15 protein-coding genes are annotated in these 16471 nt (G+C 37.2%); 3 read left to right on the forward strand and 12 right to left on the reverse strand.

Features of this window, described 5'->3' with window-relative positions; translation table 11 throughout:
• Window positions 1-149: 149 nt before the first annotated feature.
• The 7 genes from AC3ANV_RS21625 to AC3ANV_RS21655 all read right to left on the reverse strand — a co-directional run bounded on the left by AC3ANV_RS21625 (window position 150) and on the right by AC3ANV_RS21655 (window position 8665).
• Window positions 150-1520, reverse strand: coding sequence for a cadherin-like beta sandwich domain-containing protein (locus AC3ANV_RS21625; protein ID WP_488310716.1), 1371 nt, complete (start codon window positions 1518-1520; stop codon window positions 150-152).
• Window positions 1521-1859: 339 nt separating this feature from the next.
• Window positions 1860-3032 carry an LL-diaminopimelate aminotransferase gene (locus tag AC3ANV_RS21630; protein ID WP_488310717.1) on the reverse strand — a complete coding sequence of 391 codons (1173 nt, stop codon included), beginning with the start codon at window positions 3030-3032 and terminating at the stop codon, window positions 1860-1862.
• 238 nt (window positions 3033-3270) lie between these two features.
• A complete protein-coding gene (locus AC3ANV_RS21635; protein WP_488310718.1) occupies window positions 3271-3918 on the reverse strand; it encodes a YcnI family copper-binding membrane protein in 648 nt (215 codons plus the stop codon).
• A 24-nt stretch (window positions 3919-3942) separates the two neighbouring features.
• Window positions 3943-5595, reverse strand: coding sequence for a copper resistance CopC/CopD family protein (locus AC3ANV_RS21640; RefSeq protein WP_488310719.1), 1653 nt, complete (start codon window positions 5593-5595; stop codon window positions 3943-3945).
• Between the two features lie 26 nt (window positions 5596-5621).
• Entirely contained in the window at window positions 5622-6197 is a 576-nt protein-coding gene (locus AC3ANV_RS21645; RefSeq protein ID WP_488310720.1) for a DeoR family transcriptional regulator, read from the reverse strand.
• Window positions 6198-6435: 238 nt separating this feature from the next.
• Window positions 6436-7596 (reverse strand): stage II sporulation protein P, encoded by a 1161-nt coding sequence (gene spoIIP / locus AC3ANV_RS21650; protein ID WP_488310721.1) that lies wholly within the window; start codon window positions 7594-7596, stop codon window positions 6436-6438.
• 136 nt (window positions 7597-7732) lie between these two features.
• Window positions 7733-8665: a metal ABC transporter substrate-binding protein gene (locus AC3ANV_RS21655; RefSeq protein WP_488314298.1), complete on the reverse strand. Its 933-nt coding sequence runs from the start codon at window positions 8663-8665 to the stop codon at window positions 7733-7735.
• A gap of 634 nt (window positions 8666-9299) precedes the next feature.
• On the opposite strand from AC3ANV_RS21655, the gene AC3ANV_RS21660 reads away from it, so the two are divergent.
• Window positions 9300-9743 (forward strand): transposase, encoded by a 444-nt coding sequence (locus AC3ANV_RS21660; protein ID WP_488310722.1) that lies wholly within the window; start codon window positions 9300-9302, stop codon window positions 9741-9743.
• A 271-nt stretch (window positions 9744-10014) separates the two neighbouring features.
• On the opposite strand, the gene AC3ANV_RS21665 is transcribed toward AC3ANV_RS21660, so the two are convergent.
• Complete coding sequence (locus tag AC3ANV_RS21665; protein ID WP_488310723.1) at window positions 10015-10785, reverse strand: nucleotidyltransferase domain-containing protein; 771 nt, start codon at window positions 10783-10785, stop codon at window positions 10015-10017.
• An 87-nt stretch (window positions 10786-10872) separates the two neighbouring features.
• Window positions 10873-11067, reverse strand: coding sequence for an IDEAL domain-containing protein (locus AC3ANV_RS21670; RefSeq protein ID WP_488310724.1), 195 nt, complete (start codon window positions 11065-11067; stop codon window positions 10873-10875).
• Window positions 11068-11324: 257 nt separating this feature from the next.
• Between AC3ANV_RS21670 and AC3ANV_RS21675 the strand changes: the two genes are divergently transcribed.
• Window positions 11325-12155 (forward strand): alpha/beta fold hydrolase, encoded by an 831-nt coding sequence (locus AC3ANV_RS21675; protein WP_488310725.1) that lies wholly within the window; start codon window positions 11325-11327, stop codon window positions 12153-12155.
• Window positions 12156-12260: 105 nt separating this feature from the next.
• On the opposite strand, the gene AC3ANV_RS21680 is transcribed toward AC3ANV_RS21675, so the two are convergent.
• Window positions 12261-13226: a quinone oxidoreductase family protein gene (locus tag AC3ANV_RS21680; protein ID WP_488310726.1), complete on the reverse strand. Its 966-nt coding sequence runs from the start codon at window positions 13224-13226 to the stop codon at window positions 12261-12263.
• Between the two features lie 226 nt (window positions 13227-13452).
• On the opposite strand from AC3ANV_RS21680, the gene AC3ANV_RS21685 reads away from it, so the two are divergent.
• Entirely contained in the window at window positions 13453-14568 is a 1116-nt protein-coding gene (locus AC3ANV_RS21685) for a metallophosphoesterase (protein ID WP_488310727.1), read from the forward strand.
• 107 nt (window positions 14569-14675) lie between these two features.
• Here the strand turns inward: AC3ANV_RS21685 and AC3ANV_RS21690 are convergent, their stop codons facing one another.
• The gene (locus AC3ANV_RS21690) at window positions 14676-15275 is read right to left on the reverse strand and encodes a response regulator transcription factor (RefSeq protein ID WP_488310728.1); all 600 of its coding nucleotides are present in this window, start codon (window positions 15273-15275) and stop codon (window positions 14676-14678) included.
• Window positions 15276-16409: a sensor histidine kinase gene (locus tag AC3ANV_RS21695; protein ID WP_488310729.1), complete on the reverse strand. Its 1134-nt coding sequence runs from the start codon at window positions 16407-16409 to the stop codon at window positions 15276-15278. It abuts the gene before it with no gap.
• Window positions 16410-16471 lie beyond the last annotated feature (62 nt).

The raw sequence follows: 16471 nt of genomic DNA on the forward strand, positions 1-16471 counted from the left end.
TCCCTATATCAAAAAATTCAATAAATTTTTAAATATAAATATACCATAAATTCATGAAACTTGTTAAAAAAAATATCTTACTTTTTAAAAAAAAAAGAAAAAAAAATCGGTATTACGTAAAAAACCTGCACTAATGGCAGGTTTAAATTTTAAAAAAACTTACTAAAAAACGTACTAATACTATTTATTATTCGACTCCAAAGCGAAGTTGATGTAGTACTTTTGCTCCCATTCGGCATCGTTGTCCGGACCTGTGCCTGATTGTTAAATGCGCCTCTATCGACAGTACCTGTTGTACTGGCCACAGTCGTGTTGGCAGTAGCTGTGATTGGCGTTGTCGTTGTTGTTGTTGTTGGTTGAACGGCTTTATCAAATACCAACACATATGTTTTACGATCATCACCCCTCGTTACGAGAACAGGAATGATCGTTTTACTTCCATCCAGCTGAATCGTTCTTCCATTGCCGCCGTTTATTGAAATCACTGCATCACTATACTTTGCATCCGGATTGAGTGTAACAGTTGTTACATTACTGGCAACAGCAATATGATACGTATAAGTACCGGATGAAAACGTTTTGTTCCATGTACCGCTTGAAACAGTTAAGGAAGACATCGTTGCCGTACTTGTTTTTTGCACGAAAGAACCGCTTTGCTGTGCTGCTGATTTCTGTATGTTATTATTTGTAGGCTTAAAACCTGTTTTCGTTTTGTTAATGGTAGTAGTATGATTTTTATTTTTTGATTCAGGAGTTTTAGGTATTGGTTTTGTTGGAACCGGTGTTGGAATAATTTTTTTATCTTCTCTCGTTACATGGAGAATATAAGTTTTTTTATCTCCATTTTCAGCAGTAACCACTAACGTAATATCGGATTTTCCAATAGGAAGGGAAACCACCCTGCCTTCTGTATTCAACAAAGTCTCATTTACCATAATCGAAGAGGTCTTCTCTGCCGTTTCCGCTGTAAGCGTTATGGAATCTACATCGTTGGTTTCCCCGACAGTGTATTCCGTAATCCGGGAATCGAATTTCGGAGATAATTCTCCTTTTGATAGTTTAATATCTTGAAGAAGATTATTATTATTTTGCTTTTTCGTAATGATAAGTGTATACGTAGTCGGTGTTTGACTACCATCATCAACCGAAATTAAAAACGTATTTTCTCCTGTATGAAGTAAATATGTCCCGGAAGTTCCACTTGTGACCTGCTGACCATTAATGGTTATAGTCGCCTCCGGATTATCACTTTCAGCAAGTAGCGAAATTTGTTGTACATTGTTTTCCACTGTTGCAGAATATGACTTAACATCCGCTGAAAAGGCCTGATCCAGCTGAACTCCTTCAATTTCCAACTTAGACAATGTGGCTGTTTTCTGCTCTTCTACTGAATCAGCGTTAACTGACTTTTGATCCATAGCTGCATAGGCAGTTGGTATGTACGAGAACGCCCCCATGCCAATCATTGACACAACAAGAATCAGATTCACTCCTTTACCGCTTCGCACCTTTTTAAGCATTCCTTACTCCTCCTAAATTAACACTCTCTAATAGTTACATAATTTGGACTAACTATACCATTCGATGCTTAACTTTTTCTTAATTTTTCTATTAAAAATAAAAGCTATTAAGAAAAGCGCAAGCGTCCCGTTTAGCGGCGTATGTACTGGAGCGCTTCGACTGAGATAAAGGAAACACGAGGAGCGGTAGCGATTCGATGTTGACTTATCGTAGGGAGAAGATCGAGGTACACTAGCCGCTGGGCGCTGGAGCTAGACAATTCTCAAAGTCAAAAATTTCTTTCTTATACTTTACAAATTGAAAAGACCCTCTAAATGAAGGTCTATTTCATTTTTTTGTTATGCATATACCTTAAGAAATTCATGAATCCGTTCTGCAGCTTCCAGCAGTCGTTCCGGCGGCTGAACCAAGGCAATCCGTACATACCCTTCACCTAGTTTTCCAAAAGCATCACCAGGTACCACCGCAACCCCCGTTTTGTTAATTAATTCAAAGGCAAACGTCCGCGATTTCCAACCATCAGGGATTTTTGCCCAAACAAACATCGTTGCAGGTGACTTTGCCACATGCCATCCACTCTTTTCAAGTCCTGTTATTAATGCGTCCCGACGGTTTTCATATATCTTCACTTGTTCTTGAAGATTGCAATAATCAGAAGTAAGTGCCGTCACAGCTGCTAACTGAATCGGATAAAAAATTCCATAGTCAATATGTGATTTGAAGGTACCGAGAATCTTGATTACTTGTTCATTACCGACTACATACCCTATACGGCATCCGGCCATGTTGAATGTTTTTGAAAGCGAGTTAAATTCAATGCCAATCTCCTTCGCACCCGGGATGGACATAAAGCTAATTTTAGGATGATTATCAAAAATCATCTCAGAATAGGCAAAATCATGGACAACCAATATGTTGTGCTGCTTAGCAAACCTAATTACTTTTTCAAAAAAGTTTTTGTCAGCTAAAGCAGTTACCGGATTCCCCGGATAACTAAGAATCATCATTTTTGTTTTCCCTAATACATCTAATGGGATATCTTCGAGAATTGGTATAAATTTATTTTCAGCTACCAATGGCATCGGGTAAATTTCACCGCCGGCAATCGTAACACTTGCTTCATAAATCGGATAACCCGGGTCCGGAACTAAGACGTATTCTCCCGGATTGATTAAGGCCGTTGCTAAATGTGCAAGACCATCCTGGGACCCCATAAGCTGAAGAACCTCTTTTTCAGGATCTAGGTCCACAGAATAACGCTCTTTGTAAAAATAGCAAACGGCATCGTGGAATTCAGAAATTCCTTTTAATGTATAACCATATTTTGTTTCATCATTTGCGTGTTTTACAAGGGTATCAACAACAAAAGAAGGCGGAGGTAAATCGGGACTCCCTACGCTTAAATCGATGACATCTATGCCCTTTTTTATTGCTTCTTGTTTTCGATCGGCCACTTCTTGAAAAATACTGGAAGACAATTTTTGGAATTTATTTGATGCTAAGAGATTCATAGACACGCTCCTCAATTGATAATTTTACTATTTAGTACATATTAGAAAATTCAGGTGTCATTGGTTAAAAAAATAATTCAAAATCTATTTTAACAAAATTTCTGTGGTACTTGTATCTTGTTTAATTCTTTAATCTTAAAAAAACTAACGGATAGAATCACCGTAAACGATAATGATTCATGTAGATAAAAAACAGAAGATAGACATACTACCTTCTGCTGTTTACATCTTTACTATTTTATTTTTTACGGAATGACATTATCACAGCCACAAGGGAGAGAATGACAGCAATCACTGATAAAATAGTTGGAAGCGAGCTGCTTGAATCAGTTGTTTTTATTGTTTCAGCCGCGGTAGTCTTTTCATTTGCAGTCATATTCATATTCTGCATATCATGTTGACCGGCTGCTGTTGCTTTTACGATATCCGTTATAGAATGTGGAGTTTTTGCTTTTTCATCTCCTGACCACTCTACCACACTTCCGTCTTTGTAATACTGATAGGCATCCCAAGCGGCTTTTGTTGCCTGATCAGGGTTTTTAGCGACAAATACGAATTGTTGGAATTGTCCCGGAAGAATCCCTTGTCCTGTTGCTACAAACGTAAATGTTTTAACCTTCCCGCTTGAATCTTTTTCAGTGGTGTAATTCCAGCCTGGAACCGGTTGATAAGATTCAATTTCCAGTCCTGATGGTACCTTTACTGTAACTTTTGTCGTTGGTACATCCTTTTCAACCGGAACTTTTAAGGTATATGTTTCCCAAGCTCCCGTTGTCGACGTCTTAGGTGCTACAGTAACATGTGCACTGGCTATACCGGAAAAGAAAAATAGGCTAATAACGGTTGGTATAAAAATTTTAGTAAGCATTTTCATTTTATTGTTCATTTGAATTCTCCTCGGTAAATTGTTTTATTGACTTCCCACAATACAGTGGAAATCGGTATCAATAGTATCTAATGTAGTTGTAAGGATGTGCACATGTACGTTCCAGCTGCCTGCCATATTGAAATGCATGCCTTTTACTTCGTAATTGCCTTTTGCAGATTTCGGTAACCTTACTGAATCTTCTCCCATATCCATTTCAAGTGAAGTAAAAGTAAGAGCTACCTGCTCAACATTTTTCAGTGGTTGACCTTTATTATCTTTTATTGCCACCATAAAGACATTTTCTCCAATAATATTTGGTGTTACTTTTAATGAAACATGATTTCCATTTACTGTTTTTGTTTCGTAAATTGGTCCGGGAGAGACAAAAGCCGTCGGCAAATTCGTTAGAATCACGGAAAGTATCAAAATGATGATCCCTATTGCTAATTCTCCAAAAAGAGAAGTTTTTAGCCCTTTTTCTTTCCAGCTTTTTCCTTTAATAAAATTAACTGCTGCAAGTATTAACATCAAGAAAAGCAATACTACTTTACTCAAAAGTACCCTTCCATAATCGGTATGTATCAGCGATGGGAGGTTGGGAATAAACGTAAAACCGGAGAAAACACCTGTAAAGGATAGGAGCAAAACCAGGCTAATTCCCCATTTTGAAAACCTCTGTATTATTTTTAGATAAAGTGGGTTCGTTTTGATTTTCTTTAGCAATGGAAGTAATGCGACAATGCTCAGCAAACTCCCAATCCAAATGGAAGCAGCAAATAAATGAAAGAAATCCATTGTTATTGATAGATATTTATTAGTTGTTGAAGATGCGTGGCTAGTTAAAGCTTTTGTCAGTAACAACCCTATTCCTAAAGAAAAACAAAGCCACTGCCCAATCGGCTTAGTAATCCTATTAATACTTAAAAGATTATTTGAAACCGCCAATGTAAACAGGATGACCATTTGAATGAGCCATATATGCCCAAACAAAGTATTTAAAATAACATCTCCTAATGCTTGGGTGTGAAGGACTTTACTCCATGATGTGCCGGATTCAATCGTGGCCTGTAACGGTAAGCTTAGAATGATACTGAATAGTAAAAGAAAGTACGAAAGCCAAATAATCCTAATAAAGATTTTTTCAAATAAAGTCTCATTCCTTAATTCCATTGGTAAAACCAATAGGTAAATAAATAACATCCCGACAAAACATGCATTGCTAATATATTGGAACCAACGAATGACTATAAGGTCTCCATGAGGTGTATATCCTTTCGCTCCTTTAGCTAAAACGGCGGAGCTTGGAAGCTTACTTCCGACTCCGATTTGAAAGGGAATGACCCCTTGAACGGGATGTCCATCATTCGAAACCACTTTCCATTGGATTCGATACGTACCGTTTGGTAGGTGTTTCTTTAAATCCACAGCAAGAATGGATGAGTTTTTAGGATTTATATGACTGTTTTTTTGATCTATTTGATTTCCGTTTGAATCGAAAACCTGAAGCGAGTTAAAGACAGGCTGAATCGATTCGTCAAACTGAATAGATACTCTCTGCGGAGACGTTTTTAATATCTCGTTTTCAAATGGTGTTGACTTTATGATATACGCATGAGCAGACGAAACAGATGGAAATAAAAAAAGAAAAAAGTATAAAATTAAAACATAAATGCTGCTTTTCTTTTTTATATTCAATCCATCACTCCCTCTTAGAAAAATTTCTACTTTTTACAATGACAGCCTACTTCGCCCTTCATTCTTTTCTGAATTTCATCAACAGCTTCATCAAACCGTAAAACAGTACCGCCAAACCCTTTTTGAAATTGTTCCGTATGCTTTAACGATTCAAATGTTAAAACTTGTGGTTGGCAGCAATTCAATTGAAAATCGGCGTCCATTAAGAAATAAGCCATTTTGGCGCTGATCGTGGAGTTGTGAAGAAAATCACGACAGATAATTTGTGAGACATCCTTTTCAATATCCTTGTAGCGAAGTATTCCACAATGCGGGCAACATAACTGCTCTACTCTTAAGTCATTTGTTATGATTTGAACAGGATGGCGGTTATTAGACTCCTTTAAACAATATGTACAGGCATGTGATGAAACGTTTATAACGGTTGCTAAGGAGATTCCGCCAGATGTTTTCATAATTTTATTTTCCTCTAACAATGGCTTTATATCACGATAGACAGTCATTTCTGAAACATTTAATCGCTTGCTAATTTCAGTAATTGAAATAGATCCTTCTTTTTGCAGCCAGGCTACTATTTGCTGTCGGCGTTCAATCGGTAACATGTAAGCCTCCTTAATAACTTCAAATTACTTTCTACTACATTTACTTTAATAAAAAAAATTACCATTAACAATACAATAATATGAACAATTTGTGAATTGATGTTGAAAAGTAACATTTTTTCACAAAAAGAAACACTTCTCCAATTTATTTTTAATTTGATTTTATAGTTGCCTAAACGAAAAAAAAGACGCTATCCGGTAAATAGCGCCCTCCCATAAATAATTTTCATTTGATCTATTAAAACGCTTTAGCATTTTTCTTTTTCCAATAATATTCACTAAAGACATCCGCAAATGCATTCATAGCATTCTGCAGTTCTTCTAAATCATTGTCCACTCCACCCACTTCAATTAAAATTGCCCGTGGAGAAAGGTCTTGATTATACACTCCATTTCCCAAACTTTTACTTTTCGAGAATATCCCTCTGCTTAATCCGGGATATTTTTTCTCGACAGCGGCATGAAGGTCTTTGGCAAGCTGTAAATTCTGTTTAAAATTCGGATTAGCTTCCCCAACAATAAAATCCAACCTGGCATAGCTTTTATTATTAATCGTTGTCGTCGTTATCTTCTTTCTTTGGGAATCCCTATGAATATCTATCGTGAATTTTAAATCCTGATCACCGGCCATGGCTTCCTGTACAAGACCCCTTGAATATTGATAAGCGTTATTATAATTCCACCCTTTTTCATGAAGCTTTTCGGTGGCATCAACCGTACTATGCTCTGATCCAATTCCTTTTGCAGCTAAGTCTTTGGCTAACATATCACCAACTTCTACTACGTTAGCACCGTTATTGGAACTAACAGCATCATCAGGTGATGAAGATGAAGCTTGCTGTAATAGTGGTAAATAAGATTCCCAGCTATGTGTATGATAAATATAAACGACTTTCTTTCCATCTGTGGTCTGGCCAGGCGGTGTAGTAGAGTCGGTTTGGTTTGAATCGTTATTATTTCCTGCGTTTTGGGCTGCTTCTCTTTCTTTTAATAGGGTTTCCATCGGCGGAGCGGATTCAATTGGCACGTTCGTAATGTCCGTGCCTTGACCTGCCACTTGAATATTTGTATTGAATTCTGAGAATCCAGGTAACTCTCTTTCAAAAAACGATTTGACATCATTTATTTTTATATTGGTCGCAATTTGAAAACCGACTTTTGTTAAAGGAATATCCTTAATATCTTTGTTATTTTGGATAAAATATTTATTTTCCGTTCCAAAGAAATACAAAAATAATTTATTTAAATCAGATGTTTCAAGAATCTGACCCACCGATTCAGAGGACATTTTTACCGATAGAAAAGTGGTCATCCCGGCAATTAATAAAAATACAAAGATAACGGAAAGTACTGCTCCATTGACCTGTACGATTAAACTATATTGGTTATTTTTTTTCATTTAACGTTACCTCCTTCTAGTAAATAGTTATGCAAAACTATTACTAGATAGAAGTAACTTTAATCTCTTTTATCTCTCATTTTGTAAATTTATCATTTTACAACTTCTAAGTACATCTATAAATAAAAATTGAATTTTATTGATTAATAGACTTTTTGAGTGACGCCAAATTCTTTTTCATTACTCCGAAATAGTCTAATCCTTGCTTTTGTTCTTCTTTCGTTAAACCTTCAAGCGGATTTAAGACTTCTGTTTGGGCACCTATTTCATTCGCTAAAGTTTGGGCTACCTTTGAGGAGGTTAATCCCTCAAAGTAGATTATTTTAATATTTTTTTTCTTTGTTAAATCTGCTAATTCAGCCAATTTCCCAAGTGTCGGTTCTACATCCGGCGAAAGACCGGCGATGGGAATTTGTGTTAACCCATATTGCTTCGCCATATAGCCGAAGGCAGCATGTTGTGTTACAAACTCTTTACGCTTGGCTTGATCGATTGTTTCCTTATATAAACGGTCTAAATCAGTAAGCTTCGATTTAATATCAGCGGCGTTTTTTTCATAATTTTGTTTGTTTTTTGGGTCAGCCTTTTCTAAAGTCCTTGCAATATTTTCAACTTCTTGAGTTGCTAACACAGGTGATAGCCAAACATGCGGGTCTTTGGAAGCTTTTGTACCATTGTCTTCCTCAGATGTACCATCCATAAGTTTGATACCGTGAGATGCTTCAAGCACCTTTAAGTGGGATTGATCAATACTTTTTAACACCTTTTGAGCCCAAGTCTCAAAGTATTGGCTGTTATAAATGAATACATCAGCATCTTGAATACTGGCCATATCCTTTGCCGTCGGTTCCCAATCATGCGGTTCAACTCCATTCGGGATTAATAAGTCAACATTTGCTGATTGACCTGCAACTTGTTTTGCAAAGAAATACATAGGATAAAAGGTAGTTACAATATGCAATTTTTTCGATACTGAGCTGTCTGTTTTGCCGTTCACCGGACTAGTATTAGAACAGCCACTTGCAATTAGTAGAAAAATAACCATTAACGCGGTAAGTCTTTTCACTATTCCATTCGCCTCCATAAAAAAATTCAAATTGGAATTATTACGATTTAACATTTATAATTATATTCTTAGATTCAGAGATTGGATGTTATTACAAATCGGAATTGTTACGAATTGTATCGTAATATGTTTTAAGGATTATGTCAATCATTTTTTAGTATTAACTTTCAAAAGCTGCAATATATTAAATTAGCATCTAGTAGATTTAAAGGAGGGAAAATAGTAGTGGTCTATCTTACAAAGTTCATAAAAGATAGTTTTAGCCTTCTTTGTCCGGTTCACAATCAACAACTCAAAGCCAAAATGTAAAGGCCGTTCAGTTGAACGGCCTTAGGCTGTCGAAAAACCCTCGGCAGCCAATTATTTTATTCAATCACTTTAATAATTAACCGCGTTAATTTGTTAAAATATTATTAGAATATCGGTTTCAACATGTCTGTTGATTGGCGCTCCAGGCACTTCGCTTTCCGCGGGCGTGCCGGGAAGCCTCCTCGTCGCTTCGCTGACGCCACTGAAAAAGTCCTTTTCTGCTAATAATGAGATTTCCTGCCAACTAAAATCCCAAAAAATTGCGTTTTTCACCATCAAAGTAGGGAGAGGAAAATGGTTTTCATCGATTTTTCAGTCAATAGTGGGGATGGTTTTTTCAGGGAATCACCTATTGCAAAATATCTTGGACTTTTTCAGTGGCCTCGCTTCGCTCCTGCGGGGTCTCCCCTGCCCCGTACTCCCGCAGGAGTCTTCGTGCCTTCCGCTCCAATCAACAGAGTGTTTTCAATACAGACCTTCAGTTCAACTAATATATAAAAAAATAAGTGGAGAATTCAATGTGGAGCACAAGGAAAAGGTAAGGTTAAATCGCTTATCTAAATCGGGAAAAATGCTTTTTAAATTTAGAAAGGAAAAAATTGAGCGAAGCTTCGCAGACTCAAAAGAGCTGCACGGGCTTCGCTACTGCCGGTTACGGGGATTGAAGAATGCAAGTGAACAGGCTCTTCTAACTGCAGCCTGCCAAAATATAAAAAAGATTGCATTACACTTAGCAAAGTTAGAAAAAGTGTGTTGCAATACTTTAGGTTGATTTGCCTCCCTGTTGATTGGAGCGGAGGGCACTCGACTCCTGCGGGATAGAGAGGTCACTGGAGACCCCGCAGGCGCCAAAAGCGCCGAGGAGGCTCCAGGACCTCCCCCGCGGAAAGCGAGTGCCCGGAGCGGAAATCAACAGGCACATTAGCAGGGAGAATCATTAAATTTGGTATTTAGATTCTGACAAAATAAAAAATTGCAGAGAAAAATACCCTTTCTCGACAATCTGAGGCCGTTCAGTTGAACGGCCTTTTTTCCGGTTATGCTCAAGACCAAACCTCGTCAACTGTTTCTCTGAAAAGAATATCTAATTGAGGCGTAAGATCTTTTTTTGAAATCGTTAACGTTTTAGCATAATCCTCCATTCGGCTGATTTCTTTTTCTACATAATCATTAACAACAGTAAGCTTCGGTTCCAAGTTAAGTTCATCACCAATGATTTTTCTTTTTAATAAGGTGAGAATTTCCTGTTTAATCAATCCATTTTCAAGGATTACATCGACCAATTCTTGAAATTTTATCGGCGGAATCGAATTGTAGCGTACAATCCAGTTACAGGCTAATATAGGGCGAAGAACATAAAAATACTTCTTAATTTTAACGTGGTCTCCTTGGAGATAGTCACGATAATTTCCCTTGGCCATATTTAAGTAATGATAAAGTGCTGACTGTGGTAAAAATAGGTGGTCTTGAATTGTTTTCATTTTCTCCACTAATGAAAAAGCTTGGTAATAGACAATTTCTGAGTGCAGCCATTCCATGAGTGGCGGGTTGGATTTATTAAAGAGACGAAGTGCTTTCCGTAATTCCCATCCATTTATATCGAGGAGATTGTTTATAGGAAGCTCAATGACATCCCTTTTTTGTTCAATAGACAAATACCAATCCTTTTGATGTACATAGATAAAACGCACATCATAATCACTGTCCTTTGAAGGAAATCCCCATGCCCTGCTACCGGATTCCACTGCATAGCACACTTTCACATTATATTGCTCTTCTATTTTTTTTATTTCCTCAATAATTTTTTCTTTCAATCGTAAAAACTCCTTTTACCTTATCATAAAAAAGATGAGGCCCGAATTCAAAATGAATCGGGCCAATTTTCTAAGTTTGTTATTGTATTAGGAAATTTTCTTTAATTCTTCTGTCAACTGAAGAAACTTCTCCTTGTTTCCTTCTAATAATGTCATGTCGATTTCCTGACGGATTTTTTCTCTGCGGAAATCGAGAAGAGCATTGTTTAACACCATTTCTGCAATTAAAGAATCCTGGTTTTCATCCGATTGTTGTGGTGAATTAAGTAATTTCTTTTCCATCTGGAAATCAACTCCTTCAGTTTTTTATTATTATACTAATAGTTTTCTAAAAATTCAAATATTTTATTTTAAAATTTTAAAAATTAAAAAAATACAACGGTGCCTGACACCCTTAAAATACATTTGTCCTCCTACAAAAGACATAATACAACAGCTATTTTTTTATTGAAAATTTTTATCGGATTGTTGTGAAGTAACAAAAATTGGGGAACATTAATTTAAAAAATTAATTGATGAAATTAAGGAGGAAGAAATTAGTGGAGCAGACCGTTTTAACCGGATATCAGCCGATCAATGACATTAATGTTTATTATGAATTTTATCCTAACCAAACGTCAGCAAAAACCGTTATATTATTACATGGATTTCTTTCTTCCAGCTTTACGTTTCGCCATTTAATCCCGCTTTTAAACCAGGATTATCAAGTGTTGTCCGTAGACCTTCCGCCATTTGGAAAAAGCGATAAATCCCATCGCTACGAATACTCATATAGAAATTTAGCGCAAACCGTCATCAAGTTAATTGATTTTTTTGGTTTAAAAAAACTCACTTTACTAGGTCATTCCATGGGTGGACAAGTTGTGCTTAATATTCTCCACCTTATGCCCGAGCTTGCCGACAAAGCCATCTTACTTTGCAGCTCCTCCTATCTGAAAAAATCAAAGATGCCGCTCATTATTACAAGCTACTTACCTTTTTTTCATTTATTTGTGAAATTTTGGCTGGCTCGTACCGGAGTAAAAAAGAACCTTCAGGATACCCTTTATAATCATTCATTAATAAATGATGAAATGATAAATGGATATTTGCAGCCTTTTTTACAGGATGAAATTTTCGTTGCACTTACGAGAATGATTCGTCATCGTGAGGGAGATCTTCCGGCTCAGGTTCTTAATAATATAAAAACGCCCTGTTTATTAATATGGGGAGAGCACGATAATTCATTACCTGTTCACATTGGCGAGAGGCTTAATAAGGATCTGGTTAATTCTGAGCTGATTATTTTAAAAGAATCGGGCCACGCACTTCCTGAAGAACGCCCTAGAGAAGTGTACCAACATATAAAAAGCTTTTTAGAAGTTAGTTAACTGGCAGCATTATTGCTGCCAGTTTTCAGGAGAGAAAAGACAACGAATTTTCACAGAAAAATATACTTGTCCTCCCGGGGTGAACATCACCAGCTTTTTAGTACATTATGGAATTAATAATATTTTTCCTGTACTTTTCCTGCTTTCTAGTAATTTGTGTGCTTCAGCGCCATCTTTTAACGGGAATGTTACAGGAGCTGCCACTTTTAGCTTGCCTTCAATTATCCACTCAAACAATTGTTTTGAGCGGGTTGCTCTTTCTTCATAGGAAGTTAAAACATTCCAAAGGTCGCCACCAGTGAGTGTTTTGGAGGTATCCATCAACATTCGTGGATTAACCGGGGCAGGGTCACCGCCTGCCATCCCATAAAATACGACCGTTCCCCCGATTCTAGTTGCCTCAAAGCTTACTGCTAAAGTTGAACCCACGGACTCATATACAACGTCCACACCAAGCTCCCGGGTTACTTCTTTTACTTTTTCACACCAAGGTTCATCATATAAAAACACAAAGTCTGCCCCAACTGATTTACTAACCTCTGCCTTTTCTTTTGAAGAGGTTAAACCTATGACCTTCCCGCCAAGCAGCTTTGCTATTTGGACAAGAAGCTGCCCAACTCCTCCGGCTGCAGCGTGGACTAAAACAAAGTCCCCTTTCTTAATCGGATAACTATCACTTGTTAAATAATGTGCCGTTAGTCCTTGCAGCAATATGGAAGAGGCCGTTTCAAAGGATATTTCTGCAGGTATTGGTATTGCCTTATTTAAAGGAACCGCGACTAGCTCTGCATTGGCAAAGGGAACATCTGCAAAACCAATATGGTCTCCCACTTTCACGTTTGTAACGTTTTCCCCGACCTGTTCTACAATTCCGGCTCCTTCATAGCCCAAAATATATGGCGGATCACCTGCAAGATGATAATTCCCTTTCCTTCTGTATACATCTGCAAAATTCAAGCCAATGGCTTTCATTCTTAGCAATATTTCATTTTTTTTAACCGTTGGATCAGGTATTTCTATGTAGGTGAGTACTTCCGGTCCGCCAAACTTTTCAAATATAAGTGATTTCATATTCTTTACCTCATTTATCTTTATTCATCTTAATAAAGGTCATAGTAAAGGAAGTTAGAGAGTAATACAAGTTTTCCCACTTACAAACTCGGAGTTCTTACTAAAATAAAAAGGCACTGAAGCAGCTTTTTACATTAATGAATTTGGTTTTCAAACTTTTAGAAGTATCCCAACCATTGTGATAAAATCAAAAGTAAGATTTTTACTAAAGGGAGAAAAAAACTAGATGAATAGATTTAAGCGACTACTTCAGCCTATCTTGATATTGGTATTATTTAATGGCTTGCTCTTTTATGTCGGTTGGAATGTATGGGAGTGGCTGAAAATTTCTTTCCAAATGAATCATTTAATTCTCTATAGCCTAATTTTTATATTGTTTTCCTACTCGTTTTTAATAGGTCGTATCTCAAAGCATTTAGGATTTTTCAGTACCATTGGTTCAATTTGGTTTGGTTTTTTCCAATATGCTTTGATTCTATTTCCGATTGCGGATATTAGTATTCTTATTATAAAAATGACCTCAGGGACATTATCCCATTCAGCCTTTTTCTTGGCGGGCCTGACAGTGCTTATTTTACTTGCTGCTATTTTCGGATATGGATTATTTAATGCCTACAGCCCTATCATCAGAAATTTTGAAATCACTGTTCCAAAAAAACATGGAAAAAGAAACGCTCTCAGAATTGCAGTTGCTTCAGATATGCATTTTGGAAGATTATCAGGAGTATCGCATTTAAAAAGATTAGTAGAAAAAATGGAAGGAATAAAACCGGATATAATCCTTTTGCCAGGCGATATTATTGATGATGACCCTGAGCCATTCATTCAAAAAAAGATGGGGGCAATCATGGGTAAGCTTAACGCTCCCCTTGGTATTTTTGGCGTCTTAGGTAATCATGAATATTACGGGGGACAAATCCCTCAATTTATCGAGCAAATGAAAAAGATTAATATAAATATTTTAATGGATGAAATGACGTTGATTGATGATAGCTTTCAATTACTGGGAAGAAAAGACAAAACAGATAAAGGAAGAAAGACATTTGCAGATTTACTTTCAGACCGGGACAGCTCTTACCCTATTATCGCGATGGATCACCAGCCTTCTGAACTGAAACAGGCTCAAGAAAATGGGGTTGATGTACTGCTCTCCGGACATACCCATAGAGGACAAATGGCACCAAATCATCTCATTACAAAAAGAATGTTTGAATTGGATTGGGGATACCTAAAAAAAGAACAGCTTCATGCCTTCGTTTCATCCGGATTTGGCTTTTGGGGTCCTCCATTGCGCTTAGGAAGCAGATCTGAAATACTGCAAATCGATATAATATTTGAATAAAAAGAGTCAAACACTTAAAAGCGCCGAAGGCATTATCCTTCGGCGCTTTTAAGTGTTACGCAATTTTTAATGCGATTTTATGCCAATAAAGAGCATATGACCGCTATTTATTTAAACCAGCCTTTTTCTTTTGATTGGGTGATGGCTTCGATGCGGTTTTTCACATCCAGCTTATCCAAAATAGTTGAAATATAGTTTCTAACCGTTCCAGTCTTAATGCATAGCTGTTCGGCAATCTCTTGTGTATTTTTTCCGTCAGCAACAAGTTCCAATACTTTTTTTTCACGATCAGTAAGAGGATTTTCTTCACTATAAACATCGTCCATCAGCTCAGGAGCATAAATTCGTCTGCCTGCCATTACACTGCGGATAGAGCCGGCCAATTCTTCACTTGGGCTGTCCTTTAATAAATACCCGCTAACACCGGCTTTTAAGGCACGTTGAAAATAACCTGAACGGGCAAAGGTTGTTAAAATAATTACTTTACAGCCTAACCCTTTAAGCTCTTCTGCAGCTTCGAGCCCACTCTTTCCGGGCATCTCGATATCCATGATGCAAACATCGGGTCTGTACTTCTGTACAAGTGTTACCGCTTCTTCTCCATTCGATGCCTTTCCCACCACTTCCATATCCTCTTCCAAATTAAGCAGTGATCCAAATGCCCCCAACAGCATTTGCTGGTCTTCAGCAATGACTATTGTAATCAATTATGCTCCCCCCTTCTCGGTCGGTTTAACATCGTTCGGGACCCTAATCGTTAAAGTTGTTCCTTCATTTGTCGTGAGCTCCAAACTGCCATTTATAAATTCCAACCGTTCTTTCATTCCAATTAAACCGTGTCCCTCAGTGACGGTTTCTTTCGATCCGTTAAAGACCCCATTATCTCTTATAATCATAACAATTTCTTTCCATGATTGCTCTATCGAAAGAAAACAGGAAGTAGCCCCGCTGTGTTTTACGACATTGGTTACAGCCTCTTTCAAACACATACTGAGGATATTCTCGGTAAGGAGGGAAACATTCGTAAGTGAAAAATCCTCATTACATTCAAATTTAATCTGTGCTGCCTTTATGATCTGTTTTACCCGCCCAATCTCCTCATTCAATCGAATACCGCGCATGGATGAAACCAACTTTCTGACTTCACTTAAGGCAGTCCTCGCTGTCTGCTGAACATCTTTCAATTCACATCGTGCCTTCTCAGGATCTTTATATATTAATTTCCTTGCTAAATCACTTTTCAGACCAATCATCGAAAGCTTTTGACCCAGTGTATCATGAAGGTCACGGGCAATCCTGTTCCGTTCCTCCAGTTTCACCAGCTCTGATATTCGCTTATTGGCATCCTCAAGCTTTTCTTCGAGTTGTCCCCTCTCTTTACGATTATAAAGGTTAAAAGGGAGGAGGATGACACTTATCCAAATGATGATGATAAAGGGCAATTGCGATAAGAACTGGTCATTCTGCTGGACGATTTTATAATTGATCGATGCAGAAGTGCTAAATAAATGAATAAAATATAATGTATAAAAGGCTATCCGATCTTTTATATTGCCAATAAAATAGGCAAGGAAAAAAGCAAAATATACATAGTTGAAAAGACTCGTCGATGTAATCGATATTCCGATTAGGATCAACGTCCACAAATAAACAGGCCAGCCTTTGGAAAAAAAGGCAATTCGATAAAAGACAAAAAATAAGATTGTTAGTAATATCCCGACAACTATTTTAACTATTGAGGAGGATTGGAAAATAAAATAAAACGGTAAAATACAAAGGACAGTCCAAATATATGGAACAATACCGTTATTTTTTTGGAATGTCATATACTTTTTAATCATTAACGAAACCTCTTTTTCAGCATTAATGGCATTGTTGTCCATGCAGCTTTTTAAATAAAAGT

The organism is Neobacillus sp. DFD-2R (assembly GCF_057747865.1).

Coding starts and splice junctions, on each gene's coding strand:
- AC3ANV_RS21625 (WP_488310716.1), bottom strand. CDS start 1,520: ATGCTTAAAAAGGTGCGAAGCGGTAAAGGAGTGAATCTGATTCTTGTT.
- AC3ANV_RS21630 (WP_488310717.1), bottom strand. CDS start 3,032: ATGAATCTCTTAGCATCAAATAAATTCCAAAAATTGTCTTCCAGTATT.
- AC3ANV_RS21635 (WP_488310718.1), bottom strand. CDS start 3,918: ATGAACAATAAAATGAAAATGCTTACTAAAATTTTTATACCAACCGTT.
- AC3ANV_RS21645 (WP_488310720.1), bottom strand. CDS start 6,197: ATGTTACCGATTGAACGCCGACAGCAAATAGTAGCCTGGCTGCAAAAA.
- spoIIP (WP_488310721.1), bottom strand. CDS start 7,596: ATGAAAAAAAATAACCAATATAGTTTAATCGTACAGGTCAATGGAGCA.
- AC3ANV_RS21660 (WP_488310722.1), top strand. CDS start 9,300: ATGGTTTTTTCAGGGAATCACCTATTGCAAAATATCTTGGACTTTTTC.
- AC3ANV_RS21670 (WP_488310724.1), bottom strand. CDS start 11,067: ATGGAAAAGAAATTACTTAATTCACCACAACAATCGGATGAAAACCAG.
- AC3ANV_RS21680 (WP_488310726.1), bottom strand. CDS start 13,226: ATGAAATCACTTATATTTGAAAAGTTTGGCGGACCGGAAGTACTCACC.
- AC3ANV_RS21685 (WP_488310727.1), top strand. CDS start 13,453: ATGAATAGATTTAAGCGACTACTTCAGCCTATCTTGATATTGGTATTA.
- AC3ANV_RS21695 (WP_488310729.1), bottom strand. CDS start 16,409: ATGATTAAAAAGTATATGACATTCCAAAAAAATAACGGTATTGTTCCA.